Source organism: Priestia sp. FSL W8-0001 (genome assembly GCF_038050335.1).
Lineage (GTDB): Bacteria > Bacillota > Bacilli > Bacillales > Bacillaceae_H > Priestia > Priestia flexa.
Genome location: NZ_JBBPAL010000001.1, coordinates 2,554,311 through 2,567,797 on the forward strand (window position 1 = coordinate 2,554,311; position 13,487 = coordinate 2,567,797).

Consider the following 13,487-nt stretch of genomic DNA (forward strand, 5'->3'; position numbering starts at 1 on the left):
TTTTCAAAGGTTATCTTTCAGATTCATAAAAATATTATTTACATACACATGACAATTTAGATTGTAAAGGAGTCTTTAATATGGCTAACACTCAGCTACAGCATCGATATGTTCATGGATTAGATGGACTTCGAGCGCTAGCTGTTATATTTGTATTTGCATATCACTATGGCTTTAGTTGGGCAAGCGGCGGCTTCTTAGGCGTGTCCATTTTCTTTGTTTTATCAGGATATTTAATTACATCTATTTTATTGAAACAATATGAAGAGCATCAAAAACTGCTCCTTCCTTCGTTTTTTAAAAGCCGAATACGAAGGTTGTTTCCTGCAGCTTTTTTCATGGTTGTATGCGTAGTTGCTTGGACGGTTTTATTCAAACCATCTCTTTTATCTACTTTACAAGGGGATGCGATAGCAGGATTGCTCTATATAAGTAACTGGTGGTTTATTTTTCAAGATGTTTCATATTTTGATAGCTTTCAATCACCTTCTCCCATAAAAAATTTATGGTCACTTGCAATCGAAGAGCAATTTTATATCATATGGCCACTTTTATTGCTAATTGGACTGCGGTTTACAAGGAAGAAAAAGACTGTTCTTTTCATTATAAGCTGCGGATCCTTAGTGTCTGCACTATTAATGGGAGCTCTATATGAACCAGGTATGGACCCCAGTCGCGTTTATTACGGCACTGATACACGATCATTCGAATTGCTAATTGGATGTTGCTTAGCATTTGTTTGGCCACTCTATCGCTTATCTTCTAAAAATGTCCCAAGCACAGGAAAATTCATTTTAAACGTTGCTGGCCTTACAAGCTTGCTGTTAGTGTTTTTATGCACTTCATTACTAAATGAATTTGCCCCATCAATGTATCGAGGAGGTATGTTTTTAGTTAGTTTAAATGCCGCTGTCCTCGTCGCAACGATTTCACACCCTAGTAGCATAATTGGTAAACTACTGTCTTTTAAGCCGTTACGATGGATTGGTACACGATCATATGGCATTTACTTATGGCACTACCCTATTATTACATTAACAACACCTACTACTGAATTTGGTGAGTTCAATTATGTACATATCAGCTTACAAGTTATAGCGACATGTTTCATCGCAGAAATCTCTTATCGATTTATTGAACAACCTATACGAAAAGAAGGCTTCAAAACCTTCTTTAGGCAAACACTGCCAACATTCAAACCGTCGGCTACATTTCGTTCTCATCTAAAATTTGCTGCGCCTATAGTATTTGTTATTTTTTTCTTATTGTTTACACTTGGCGTTACGGGGATTTTAGAACCTAAAAAAACAGAAAGCAAACAGCCTGAAGCCGTTCATATTGAAACAACAGCAAAGCCAATATCACAGGATAACAATCTGAAAGAAAAAGAATCATCGGCAAAGGAACCTTCCTATACTCAAGTTCTATCAATTGGTGATTCAGTCATGCTTAACTTAGCTGACCCCCTGCAAGAAACTTATCCTAATATTGTAATTGATGGCAAAGTTGGTCGACAGCTATCAGAAGCGTTAAACGTCGCAAAGAACTATGCTCAGTTTAACGAACCTTCTAGTGCAGTTATTATTCAACTTGGTACGAATGGTTACTTTACAGAAGAACAGCTAGATGAACTACTTAAGCAGTTCTCAAAAGCAGATGTGTATCTCATCAATGCACGAGTTCCACGACAATGGGAAACAGAAGTAAATGAGAAGTTAGAAAAAGCAGCAAAAGAATCTAAAAACGTGATGCTTGTTGATTGGCATACTTTAGGAGCCAATCATCCAGAATACTTTACCAAGGATGGCGTTCATCTTCTTCCAGAAGGTGCCGAACAATTAACAAAGCTTATCTATAAAGCTATGCTAAAAAGTACGGACATCTCATAAGCCTATAATTCAACCCAAACAAAAAGAGGTGCGAAATGCACCTCTTTTTTGTTTGGGTTATAAGCTCGGTTCTACTTAGAAAAAGATTGAGCTTTCTCAATAGTTTCTTCTACAGATTGCTTTTGTGCTTTCCTTTGTTTCATTTTCCCTGCTCCAATAACTACAGCAATGACTAACACTTCAAAACCATACTTAACGAAACCATTTTCAAAATAAGGCTTTAGAAACGGCTCGCCAACAATCATTTTAGAAGCGGTCCAAGCTAGTACTGCCGCTCCAATTATAATAATAATCGGAAACCTTTCTACCCATTTTAAAATTAACGTGCTTCCCCACATCACAATAGGAACTGAAATTAACAACCCTAGTACTACTAATAAAAAGCTTCCATGTGCTGCACCGGCAACTGCCAATACGTTATCTAACCCCATTAATGCATCTGCAATAATGATTGTACGAATTGCAGCCCACATGCTATCTCCAGCTTTTACATCATGATCTTGATCTTCAACCAAGAGCTTATACGCAATGATCGTTAATAAAATTCCTCCAACTAAAAGTAAACCTGGAATCTCTAATAACCAAACAACTGCTAATGTTGCAAGCATACGAATAACAATTGCTCCAATTGTTCCCCAAATGATTACTTTTTTCTGCTGATGTTTGGGTAACTTTCTTGCTGCTAAACCGATTACAATTGCGTTGTCGCCAGCTAAAACTAAATCAATAATAATAATAGCAAGAAGCGCTGACAAAAACTCTGCACTTAAAATGTCCATTCTCTTTCTCCCTTATCTATCATTTCTCTAACGTTTTCTATTATAAAGGATATCAGTGTAAATAAGTTGAAAATTTTCAAATAACCGAAATACATCCTATTATCCTACTTTCATCAAAAAAGAATGCTCACCTACAAGTGAGCACTGGACAGCTTACTGTTTAATTGTTTCTTTCATCTTTTTTGGCCAGATAAAATAGCTAATGGTGATACACAAATCGATGGCTAAAACTAAAGACCATATTCGCAGTATACCGCTTAACGCTTCTGTTTGTTGTGAATCATTTAATAGATAAATAAGCGCACCTAAAAGACCAGCTCCTATTCCATACGCAACTAAATGTTGAAACCATCCCTTTAGCCCATGATTAGCGTGCTCTCTTCCAAAACGTTTGATTGGTTTTTGCCCCTGCTTCATCACATAATATAAGAAATGCTCATCTGCCCATTTAATCATGCTCTTACCAAATGCCAGCGATACTCCAATATAAATGGCTGCAATACCATGAACAGTCGTCGCTTTCGTACCATTATATAAATCAATTCCAGTAACAAGCAATAAGATCAAATCAATAACCGGCGTTAATGCTAAAAGGAAAAAACCCATCTTTTCTTTTTTAGCTATATATCGTGTTGTTAACCCTAACAAAATAACAATCCAAAAAGCAATTTCGCACCCTACAATCATCCAAGCAATAAAATTCAAGCCTCCACCCCTCTTTTTTAATACAGTTGTATTATTTAAATCCATTTTAGCATTTCTTTTTTATTAATACAACTGTATTGTAAAATTGCAACTTGTCTTTTTTATTGCTACAATAAATTCATGCCAAAATTAGTTGATCATCAAAAACGAAAAGAACAAATTGCCAGAGCAACATGGCGAGTTATTTTAAAGCAAGGGATGGAAGGTACTACCGTTAGAAATATTGCGAAGGAAGCAAATTTATCACTTGGCTCCTTGCGTCACTACTTTTCTTCCCAAGATGACTTATTAGCTTATGCCATGGAACTAGTTAAAGAACAAGCTGAGCGACGAATTGTTTCAATTGCTTCACAGGACCTTCCTCCACAGGAAAAAGTATTAAAAATGCTGCTAGAGATCGTTCCAACTAATGATGAAAAAATGGCTGAAATGGAGGTTTGGCTTACTTTCACAGCTCATCATAAACATAAAAATCAAGGACCTATTGATGATGGAATTTTCTCCGGTATGAAAAAAATTATGCTTTACCTAGAAAATGAAAACGTATTAAAAGAAAAGATAAACACTGACCTGGAATCAGAAAAGCTTTATGCTTTAATTGATGGGCTAGCACTGCACGCAATGTTTGACAGAGATCGAGTAACTAGCGACAGAATTGAAGCTGTTATTCGTGATTATTTACAAAGCATTTGCTCAGGCCAAGAAAACGGCACATCCTAGGGTGTGCCGTTTTCTACAAATGCCAATTGAACTGCTGCTACATAGCGATAAAAAGAATTCGTATACTGGTTTTTTGTTAGAAAAAAGCTGTCTCTTTCTTGATAGCTAATTTCAAGTTGGACGCCTTTTTCTCGCTTTCCTTTATTCACAACATTATGCTTGTGCGTACCTGATAACAAGTGGTCTTGACCAACAATTTCAGCACTAAACGACGCATCTCTCAACGCCTTGTATACCCACTTCTTTCTCTCTTCATCTAACCCACCGATTAGCGTATGCTTCTTCTTTGTCTCCTTATATCCATGAATGCTAAGAACATATTCTGCTTCTTTCAACATAGATAATAAAGTAGGCTCATCAAAATGAGAAGATGAAATATGCAGTTTACGATTTTGAGCACTTTTCATCCCTTCAAACAGATAATAGCTATTTTGTTTCTCTGCAATAGCAATAGCCATTTCCGATGTTCCTTGCTCAATTCTCCCACCGTGAATGGCTAGCACTAGCAGTTCAGATGAGGTTGCTTGTGTTCTAATTCGATAATCCTTTTCAGCTCGTTCAAACTTTGATAATTCAGCAAAATCTTTATATGTGTCCTTCATACTTGTCTCCCGCTTATTTTATTAACCCTATCGTATCATACCTTTTCTCTACTTATTCATGTAAGTTTAGTTCCCTTCTATAGTAAATTAATGTTCATTTTCAGAGAGCTAAGATATAATAAAAGCCTATTTACTGTTTGTTAACTTAACAAATGAAAAAGGTGATTTCAAATTAAAACGTGGATAAAAGCAGGCTTGCTCTTTCTAGTCGCTATTGTATTAATCATTTGTATTACTAATACTGATTTATTTAATTCGATTCGCACTGGTGATATGGATAAGATAACAGCCTTTTTAAAAGAAAACTTACTAATAACACTGCTGTTCACGCTAGTTGCCATGCTTGTGCAAAATGCGTTTACCATGATTCCACTTGTATTAATCATTGCCATTAACATAAATCTATTAGGATTCGAACTAGGATTGATTTGGAGTTGGTTTACGAGTATGCTAGCAGCAGCTTGCGTCTTTTTAATGGTTCGCTATGTTTTCCAGGATGGATTATTAAAAAAAATAAAGCCTTCTTTACTTGAAAAAATTGAAGCAAACGGAACAAGCTACGTTTTTCAAGTACGAGTTTTTCCGTTCATTCCGACTAGTCTTATTAACTTCGTAGCCGCCGTTAGCTCTATTCGCTTTCAGCAGTTTTTATGGGGAACGGCATCGGGTAACCTCATTTACTTCACCATCTTATCTCTTTTATCAGCAGGATTATTATCAGATATGATTAATGAATACGTCATTGCAGGGGTTGTTCTTTTAACCGTTGCACTTTATTATATAGGCAAATTCATTTATAAGCGGAAACGATTTCTTGCAAAATAACCAAGCATACAATTCGAATGCTTGGTTATTTTTTAATAGCTTTATTGTTTAATAATATTAAATAAGATATACTGTAAAAGTTTGGAGTTATTTAAGAAAGGAAGGCTGCTTCTATGAAAAAACAAATTATGATTGCACTCATGCTCGTTACATCACTAGCAGCGATGGAAGGAACGATCGTCAGTACCGCTACGCCTAGAATTACAAGTGATCTATCAGGTATTGAACTAGTGAGCTGGGTCTATGCAATTTACATGTTAGCAACGGCTGTTTCAACGCCTATTTATGGAAAGCTTGCTGATTTATTCGGACGCAAACGCGTATTGTTAGTTGGTATTATTATCTTTTTAATTGGATCAATTCTATGTGGAATGGCAATGAATATGACACAGCTCATCATCTTTCGTGCTTTTCAAGGCTTGGGTGCAGGAGCAGTTATGCCAATTACAATGACCATCATTGGCGACTTAAATAAAGAAGCTCAAGCTCGTGTAAAAGCACAGGGGTGGATTAGCGCTGTGTGGGGTGTTTCTGGCGTCATTGGTCCATTATTAGGAGGATTTTTAGTTGATACGCTGTCATGGCGTTACATCTTCTTTTTAAACGTTCCATTCGGTCTTTTATCCTTGTTTATGATTGTGAAATATTATAAAGAACAAATTCAAAAAGAAAAACGACATATTGATTACCCAGGTGCTGTTACTTTCTCATTAGGAGTTATCGCGTTACTTTATGCACTTTTAACAGGCAGCCAAACACAGCAGTGGACAGATGATTTACTTATTGGTTTGTTTAGCAGCGCGTTTGTACTATTCATTCTTTTCATTTGGATTGAAAAAAGGTCTCCTGAACCGCTTGTACCGCTCAATCTTTTTTCGAATTCTACCATTACAACCGTTAACTTTTTAACACTATTTATGGGCGGTATTCTAATTAGCATTACAGTATACCTTCCTTTATTCACGCAAGGAATTCTCGGAAAAAGCGCCACAGCTGCTGGCTTTATGTTAATGCCAATGCCAGTTTGTTGGACAATTGCCTCTATTTTCTCAGGGCATCTGGTTGCAAAGCTAAGACCTACATATGTCATTACGCTTGGAACAATTTTTTTATTGATTGCAACGTCTTTTTTATTTTCATTAACACAGGAATCATCTGATTGGTCCATTTATGCTTCAATTGGAATTCTCGGCCTAGGTATGGGAATTATTACGCCCGTACTCATGCTAATTATTCAAGGCTCTGTACCACAACAAAAACGTGGAACAGCTATTTCTTTAAATACCTTTACGAATACATTTAGCCAGACTTTAGGAGCTGCCGTATTTGGTACTCTTTTTAACCTTCAAGTGAATGCAAACGGCGGTGATAGTTCAATGATTAATTCATCATTTGAGCACCAAAAGGTAGATCCTGATACGTTAGCTTCTGTTCAAGGGCATCTCTTTGTCGGTATTCATACGGTATTTGCTAGCATCATGATTCTTGCGTTTTTTGCTGTCATTATCGGATTTGTCTTAATCAAAAAAGTAGGACAAAAAGAGCTCTCTCAATCTTAATTTGTTAAAGGTACACCATTATTCTACTGTTACTTCTATATAGATAAAACAAGCCCGCTTCATTCTTTAATGCGGGCTTGTTTTGTATATAACCATATAAGTAGCTCCTAAAAATCAATGATTTACTATCAACATTATGAAGCTTATCTTAATGATAAAGCCATATGCTCTTCGTCCCAGTACTGTCCTTTATACTTTAGTGCATTTCGTTCAACCGCATAGGTCACAAACCCAAACGAGTCGTATAGCGCGATTGCTTCTTTATTCGTTGAAACAACGGTGAGCTGCAGCTGTTCAAGTCCTAATTGTTTTGCTTTATCCAACACAACTTGCACAAGCTCTTTTGCAACTCCCTTTCCTCGTGCGTCTTTTGCTACATACATTGCTAAAAGGTTACCTTTATGGCGAATTTTTAAAGGCTGTTCTGCTTGAAGTGTAATCATTCCTATAAGCTGTTCACCTCGAAATGAACCGAATGTGTAAAAATGCTCTTTCACTAGTTTCTCTCCCATCTCTTCTTCTAATTGAGGAGTGCTAGCTTCTTCATCATAGGTTTTTAAAAAGGCAGCTGGGCTTTCCAAAAGCGATTCAAGCCTTAGCTTTACGTATTGTCTTGCATCATTTTTCGTCAGTAATCGAATCATTTTTCTCCTCTCTTCGTAACACTTCATTCGCCGCTCGCAAATATAAGATGTACGATTTAGCTGGTTCGTCACTATCTCCAGCTAGTTCCAAAAGAACTTCTTCAATAAGGATAAAATTATCAATGATATGCTTCGTTTTCATGCCTCGACTCGTTAACAAACTATTTAACCATAAGGCGTAATCGCTAAACACAGCTTCATTTTGAAGCAGGTATGACGTATGTAAATATCTCATGTGGTAGTGATTGTCCTCGATTCACTTTTGCTTCCCTCGTTCACCAAATTTTTGTAAAAGCGTAGGCTCTTGCTCATAAATTTGTTCTGTTACCTTTTCTACAATTTTATTTACAGGAAGGTTTGTCATGTAGCCACAACCTTATATTGACGTATGCTCGGAATGACCGCTGCTAATTCTTGATCTGGATATCTCTTTTCAAGCTCATGAATTTCCTTGAATTCCTTGCTTCTCATCCATTTTAAATAAGACTCTTTCGTTTCAAATGCAAGCTGCACCGTCAACTCTCCTGCACGCTTATCATTTTGTAACAGCTGAAAATCCACAAAACCAGGAGCTTGATCGACTTTCCTTGATCGCTTTTGATAAATGTTGATGACTTCTTCTGCCTTTTCATCAGGTACATCAAATGTTGAAAATACCGTATACATTATTTCCCCTCCAATGTCGCTAAACCTTACTTTTCAGTCTACTACAGCACGTTTTTAATGTATACGAATCGGTCGTCCTACATTTAATTTATGTCCCATTTGATATAAAAGAGCTCCCATGAAAATATCTTCATGGGAGCTCGCTTAATTAAACAACGTCAATTTTCACATCAACATTACCGCTAATTGCTTTTGAATAAGGGCAATAGGAATGGGCCATTTCTACATATTTCTTCGTAATGTCTAAATCTAATCCTTCCACATGAACCGTTAAATCCACTTCTAATTTAACTCCTTGATCTTTAGCATCTGTACCAAGACGTACAGTAGCGGTGACCTTACTGCTTTCAATCTCAACGCTGTGTCTTTTCAACATGAATTCTAAAGCACTATTAAAACATGTGCTGTAGCCAGCCGCAAATAATTGCTCTGGATTTGTTTCGGTTGTGGCATTACCTCCTAGTGATGATGGTGCAGCAACTTCTAAGTTAAAAATATTATCTGGCGAATGTACTTCACCACTTCTTCCACCTGTATTAATAACTGTTGTTTCATATAAAGTTTTCATTAATTCATTTCTCCTTTTGTATCTTTATTTATTTAATTGTACACAATTTAATTTTAAAAAACAAGTATAAAGATAAAAAAGCTAAGAATTTGATTTCTTAGCTTTCCACAACATAATGTATCAAATTTGTTATATTCAAAATCAAAAGGCCAAGAACAAGTCTTGACCTTTCTTACCGCTTCTAGATTCCACGTGATAACCCATAGTAGGCAATTTGATAATTTGCTTCGCCTTTTGCAAATACCGTAACAGCTGACTTCGAATCTTTTTGTGGGAATATGCGTGAAGTAAATACTGTTTTTCCGCCGTTAATATATACTTCTAGAATGCTTTTATCAACGAAAATACGAACATCAACACAAGAAGCTGATTCCCATTTTTCCGTTCTTACAACTCCGTAATCTGTAGCATATTGATGTTTGAAATGAGAACGATCTACTCGCACTTCTTCTTTTTCATGATCAAAAACAAGCGTTAGTGTTTCTTCCTTGCTGTTAAAAAGCTGAAAGCCTACTTGAGAAGCTTCAATATTCGTAAAGCTCATATCTATCTCATAGGCATTGTTAGTAGCTTCATCAATAATAACTTCTTCGTCTGTTAAACGCCCGCGAAAATGAACTGCATCATCGCGAAGCTTTGTTAGTTCAGAAACAGGCTTTTGCACTAATTCTGTTCCTTCTAATGACAGCTCACGCGGAAGAGTTAAAGCGTGAGCCCAACCATATTGATCAGATGGATACTCGACGTCTGGATTTCCAATCCACGAAAACATTAAACGTCTTCCCTGTTCGTCTTCAAACGTTTGGGGAGCATAAAAATCAAAACCCTTATCGATTTCACGATAGTATTCCATGTCAAACGTTAGATCATCTAGATTAAATGTGCCTACTGCATAAATAACATTATAGATATTATGAAAATTATGACCTTCTGCCTGAATGCCTTGCGGTGAAAACACAAAAACGTCTTTTCCATCTAATTTAAAGTAATCAGGACACTCCCACATATAGCCAAAATCCGGCAGCTTCGTTTTTACTTCACCTTTAAAACGCCAATCGAGCGCATCAGTTGATTCATATACAATTAACGTTCCCGTTTCGTTTTCGCGCTGTGCTCCTAGAAGCATGTAGTACATGTCGTTTTCTTTCCATACCTTTGGATCACGAACATGTCCGGTATAACCAACTGGCACGCCTTCTACTACAGGATTCTGACTATACTTTTCTACGGTACCATCTTCATGTAAGATGGCCATGCATTGATTTGCTGTACGAGATCCATCTTCATACTTTACATTTCCCGTATAATAAAGGAGCCCTTTTCCATCTTTCACAACGGCACCTCCAGAATATGCCCCATGTGACTCATACTTTTCTGTCGGCGCAATCGCTACAGGAAGTCTCTCCCAGTTTACTAAATCTTTTGATTTCACATGTGCCCAATGCTTCATACCATGAATTGCTCCGTAAGGATACCACTGATAGAAAACATGATATTCTCCATTAAGTTGGATTAAACCATTTGGGTCGTTCATTAAGCCATATTCAGGATAGATATGATAAATAGGTTGCCAGCTATCCTGCTTCGCTTTATTTTTTAGTTCTTCAAGTTCGCCGGGCTTCGCTTCAAAAATTGTTCGATATTTTGATGTAGACATATGTATAAATCCCTCCAACACATTCAACAAGCATTTTGTTTCACACTCTATCATATAAAACTTTCTTTTAAAAATCCAACGAATCCAAAACGGATCTTGTCGTTTTATTGTGTCGTATTTTAAAGATAAGTTTTTTTACAATTTTTATGTCAAAAAAGAAGGGTTCTTGGAAGGATGGTTGAATATTATATAACAATCAAAATTCATCAACCTGTACGAGCATCCGACGGCAAGCGGCAGATTTTTTTAACTAACGCAATATGTTTTACAGGAAGTATTCAACAAAATGGTAGGTCCTTCATATGATTACATATTATAAGAGGAGGTATATGTCATGAAAGAAGAAAATGTAAAACAAGTTGTAAACAGAGGTAGTAAAGAGCTTTTAGTAGGTACCATTGTAGGAAGCGTTGTCGGGGTTGCAACTGCACTGTTAGTAGCTCCAAAGTCAGGAAAAGAGCTCCGCGCTAGCATTCAAGATCAAGCAAATCAAGCATTAGCAAAAACTGGTCAAGTCAAAGAAAGCGTCTATGCAAAAGGACAAGACTTAAAGCAACGCACTGCACGCATTTCACAAGTGGTATCAGAACAGTCTGTTCAAGTTGTAAACAAAGTAAAATCACTTCGTCCATCGACTGAAGAACTTGAAGCTGCCGCTACTACTGAACGCACAGAGGTTGAGGAAGAAACAATTGGAGAAGTGCCTACGCTAGAAGCAGAAAGCCAAATAAAACAAGAGCTTGAAAATATCGAAACTGAAGTTAATGAATTAGAACAATCAGTTGAAGAAGTAAAATAAAAAAACGCTGTGTGGATGCTCGCCTTCCATGCAGCGTTTTACGTTGTAAAGAAACTAAACACTCCCCATAATACAAAGAACACAAGTAATAATGAACTAATTAAAATTACTCTTCCTAACAGATTATAAGTTTTCTGTTCATCATACAACTTTTGATTTACCGCTTCTTCTATTAACATCGACTTATACTCTGGCCCTTCTAAACTTTCTGGGGTTTGCATTATTACCTCTCCTCTCCCACTCAAACTTTCTAACTATTCTAATTATAACACATTTTATTTTTATCAAAAAATAAAATGCCTGGAAGGAATTTTATACTTAACATTCCATTCCAGGCATTGCTATATCTTAGGAGTTGGAGTAGGTTTTCCGTATCCTTTTTTATACTTTTCATCAATATCATTTCGAATTTGCTTTATACTTTTACCTTGACTGTATTCAATTACCGACTGCGCAGCAATGTCTAAGCATATCCCACACCTTGTTGCATGATCATCCCATACAACAGCTCCACCTACTTTGTTTTCATAAATAAAACAATCATAGCTACTTGTATGCCCTACTGTATCACCACAGCCACAGTAGCATGGAATCTTTTCAAGAAGCTCTTTATGCTTACCAACTGAGCGATATACAACCTTCATATTCTCGTCTTTATCATTTAAAAACGTTGGTAAAATTTCATTGCTTTTTGTTTCTTCACGAATGTCCGCTGTCGTTTCAATTTCATGATGTGAATGAGATTCATGCTCACTGCTACTTTTCTCTTTTCCACATCCCGTAAGTACAATACTTGTACTAACTATCCCTAAAATCATCCACTTTCCACAGTTCATCACTTTCCCCCCTGTTGTACCTTGTACAATTTTCATGGAATTTTATCTACTAATAGTATACAGCATATGAACCGTTCATTTCCTCCTACTATATGTATTTACTTATTTTGCAATCAGAAGAGATAAAAAAAGAGTTTGGGACATAACAAAATGATTGCTTCTAAAAAACGAACACTAGCTATCCCCATCTCTTTGGTTTGTCTGAACACGTTCGTTCCATTGCGCTACGGTCACTCGCTTTCCGCGGGGAGGAACCTGAGCTTCCTCGCTGCGCTGCGGGATCTCAGTTTTCCCTCTCTTTCCCGCAGGAGTCGAGTGTCCTACGCTCCATTCCACCCTGTTTCCAACATTGTTTTCACAATCATCCAAAAAACCTGAACGATTAAAAGTTATGAACTCTCAATCGTTCAGGTATAGTAGAGGCTAAACTACTTATGTCTCAGTCTCTTTCTCTTATAATTGAATGTTAGTTTTGTTTCCAAGATTGTACTAGGTCTACAACTGCTGACACAACTTCGATTCCTTGAAAAGCGAATAGACCTGCAGCGGCCATTGAGAAAAACCCCACTACAACATCTTTTAGAATGATTGGCATATGAACATCTCCTTTTCTACTTTGAAATATACGCTGTTCATCCCGGTTAAGCGCCTGCTTTTCTCTATACCCTTTTTTAAAAAGGATATTCCTACATTCTACTCTTTTTTCACGAATTTTCAATACCATTTAGTGATAAAAATATTACCATGTTAAATTGAAAACGATTAACGTTTTCTTATAGTAAAGAAGCACACCCTTGAACTGCGCCCCTTCTTTTACAAGTAGCTTTCATCTTTCCTCAAGAGCTGATCCAAAGATAATGCTCCACTTCCTGCAAAGACAAGATGTAAAGACATAGCTAGAAGTGCAATATCTAACTCATATCCTCCCACAAATGGCGCTCCCAGTTTTGCTGTAAAAATAGCTCCTAGCATAACAAAAACAAACAATGCTGCAACAATTCGTGTGCCTAGTCCAACAATAACAGCAACTCCACCAATTAGTTCTATAATTGCTACTACATAAGCCATGAAACCAGGGATACCAATGCTTTCAAAAAAACCTACAGTTCCGTCAATTCCGCCTTGAAATTTACTTAGGCCATGAATAAAAAATGTTAACCCTAATACAACACGTATAAAGAATGTACCAATTGTATAACTCTTCATGTTAGTTCCTCCTTTTATGTATCCTCTATCAC

17 protein-coding genes are annotated in these 13,487 nt (G+C 36.7%); 5 read left to right on the forward strand and 12 right to left on the reverse strand.

The features are described from left to right. Window positions 1-80: 80 nt before the first annotated feature. Window positions 81-1,889 carry an acyltransferase family protein gene (locus MKZ18_RS13625; protein WP_251385455.1) on the forward strand — a complete coding sequence of 603 codons (1,809 nt, stop codon included), beginning with the start codon at window positions 81-83 and terminating at the stop codon, window positions 1,887-1,889. Between the two features lie 71 nt (window positions 1,890-1,960). Here the strand turns inward: MKZ18_RS13625 and MKZ18_RS13630 are convergent, their stop codons facing one another. Next, window positions 1,961-2,668 (reverse strand): TerC family protein, encoded by a 708-nt coding sequence (locus tag MKZ18_RS13630; protein WP_025910850.1) that lies wholly within the window; start codon window positions 2,666-2,668, stop codon window positions 1,961-1,963. 153 nt (window positions 2,669-2,821) lie between these two features. Then, window positions 2,822-3,373: a hypothetical protein gene (locus tag MKZ18_RS13635; protein ID WP_062687133.1), complete on the reverse strand. Its 552-nt coding sequence runs from the start codon at window positions 3,371-3,373 to the stop codon at window positions 2,822-2,824. 120 nt (window positions 3,374-3,493) lie between these two features. On the opposite strand from MKZ18_RS13635, the gene MKZ18_RS13640 reads away from it, so the two are divergent. Further along, complete coding sequence (locus MKZ18_RS13640; protein ID WP_062687129.1) at window positions 3,494-4,093, forward strand: TetR/AcrR family transcriptional regulator; 600 nt, start codon at window positions 3,494-3,496, stop codon at window positions 4,091-4,093. On the opposite strand, the gene MKZ18_RS13645 is transcribed toward MKZ18_RS13640, so the two are convergent. Then, a complete protein-coding gene (locus MKZ18_RS13645) occupies window positions 4,090-4,695 on the reverse strand; it encodes a poly-gamma-glutamate hydrolase family protein (RefSeq protein WP_025910845.1) in 606 nt (201 codons plus the stop codon). The two genes, MKZ18_RS13640 and MKZ18_RS13645, sit on opposite strands and share 4 nt — an antisense overlap. Window positions 4,696-4,890: 195 nt before the next feature. Between MKZ18_RS13645 and MKZ18_RS13650 the strand changes: the two genes are divergently transcribed. Together MKZ18_RS13650 and MKZ18_RS13655 are read left to right on the forward strand one after the other, a co-directional pair. After that, window positions 4,891-5,520, forward strand: a complete 630-nt coding sequence (locus tag MKZ18_RS13650) for a TVP38/TMEM64 family protein (RefSeq protein ID WP_062687128.1) — start codon at window positions 4,891-4,893, stop codon at window positions 5,518-5,520. Between the two features lie 113 nt (window positions 5,521-5,633). Beyond that, window positions 5,634-7,079, forward strand: coding sequence for an MDR family MFS transporter (locus MKZ18_RS13655; RefSeq protein ID WP_025910843.1), 1,446 nt, complete (start codon window positions 5,634-5,636; stop codon window positions 7,077-7,079). 143 nt (window positions 7,080-7,222) lie between these two features. Here MKZ18_RS13655 and MKZ18_RS13660 read toward each other — a convergent pair whose 3' ends face one another. The 5 genes from MKZ18_RS13660 to MKZ18_RS13680 form a co-directional block, all read right to left on the reverse strand. Further along, complete coding sequence (locus tag MKZ18_RS13660) at window positions 7,223-7,723, reverse strand: GNAT family N-acetyltransferase (RefSeq protein ID WP_025910841.1); 501 nt, start codon at window positions 7,721-7,723, stop codon at window positions 7,223-7,225. After that, the gene (locus tag MKZ18_RS13665; RefSeq protein ID WP_237071996.1) at window positions 7,698-7,958 is read right to left on the reverse strand and encodes a hypothetical protein; all 261 of its coding nucleotides are present in this window, start codon (window positions 7,956-7,958) and stop codon (window positions 7,698-7,700) included. Before MKZ18_RS13665 ends, MKZ18_RS13660 begins: the two co-directional genes overlap by 26 nt. Window positions 7,959-8,083: 125 nt before the next feature. Beyond that, a complete protein-coding gene (locus tag MKZ18_RS13670) occupies window positions 8,084-8,389 on the reverse strand; it encodes an antibiotic biosynthesis monooxygenase family protein (RefSeq protein ID WP_340842495.1) in 306 nt (101 codons plus the stop codon). A gap of 148 nt (window positions 8,390-8,537) precedes the next feature. Then, window positions 8,538-8,957, reverse strand: a complete 420-nt coding sequence (locus tag MKZ18_RS13675; RefSeq protein ID WP_206782517.1) for an organic hydroperoxide resistance protein — start codon at window positions 8,955-8,957, stop codon at window positions 8,538-8,540. A 181-nt stretch (window positions 8,958-9,138) separates the two neighbouring features. Next, window positions 9,139-10,614, reverse strand: a complete 1,476-nt coding sequence (locus tag MKZ18_RS13680) for a glycoside hydrolase family 32 protein (protein WP_025910837.1) — start codon at window positions 10,612-10,614, stop codon at window positions 9,139-9,141. Between the two features lie 334 nt (window positions 10,615-10,948). Here MKZ18_RS13680 and MKZ18_RS13685 point away from each other — a divergent pair, with 334 nt between their 5' ends. Next, on the forward strand, window positions 10,949-11,413 hold the full coding sequence (locus MKZ18_RS13685) for a YtxH domain-containing protein (RefSeq protein ID WP_025910835.1): 465 nt from the start codon (window positions 10,949-10,951) through the stop codon (window positions 11,411-11,413). A 38-nt stretch (window positions 11,414-11,451) separates the two neighbouring features. Here MKZ18_RS13685 and MKZ18_RS13690 read toward each other — a convergent pair whose 3' ends face one another. From MKZ18_RS13690 to MKZ18_RS13705, 4 genes are all read right to left on the reverse strand, one after another. After that, window positions 11,452-11,634, reverse strand: coding sequence for a hypothetical protein (locus MKZ18_RS13690; protein ID WP_025910834.1), 183 nt, complete (start codon window positions 11,632-11,634; stop codon window positions 11,452-11,454). A gap of 120 nt (window positions 11,635-11,754) precedes the next feature. Beyond that, window positions 11,755-12,285 (reverse strand): PCYCGC domain-containing protein, encoded by a 531-nt coding sequence (locus MKZ18_RS13695; protein WP_225002302.1) that lies wholly within the window; start codon window positions 12,283-12,285, stop codon window positions 11,755-11,757. A 430-nt stretch (window positions 12,286-12,715) separates the two neighbouring features. Further along, on the reverse strand, window positions 12,716-12,844 hold the full coding sequence (locus MKZ18_RS13700) for a hypothetical protein (protein ID WP_257788897.1): 129 nt from the start codon (window positions 12,842-12,844) through the stop codon (window positions 12,716-12,718). Between the two features lie 218 nt (window positions 12,845-13,062). Beyond that, a complete protein-coding gene (locus tag MKZ18_RS13705; RefSeq protein WP_025910831.1) occupies window positions 13,063-13,455 on the reverse strand; it encodes a DoxX family protein in 393 nt (130 codons plus the stop codon). Between the last annotated feature and the right edge of the window lie 32 nt (window positions 13,456-13,487).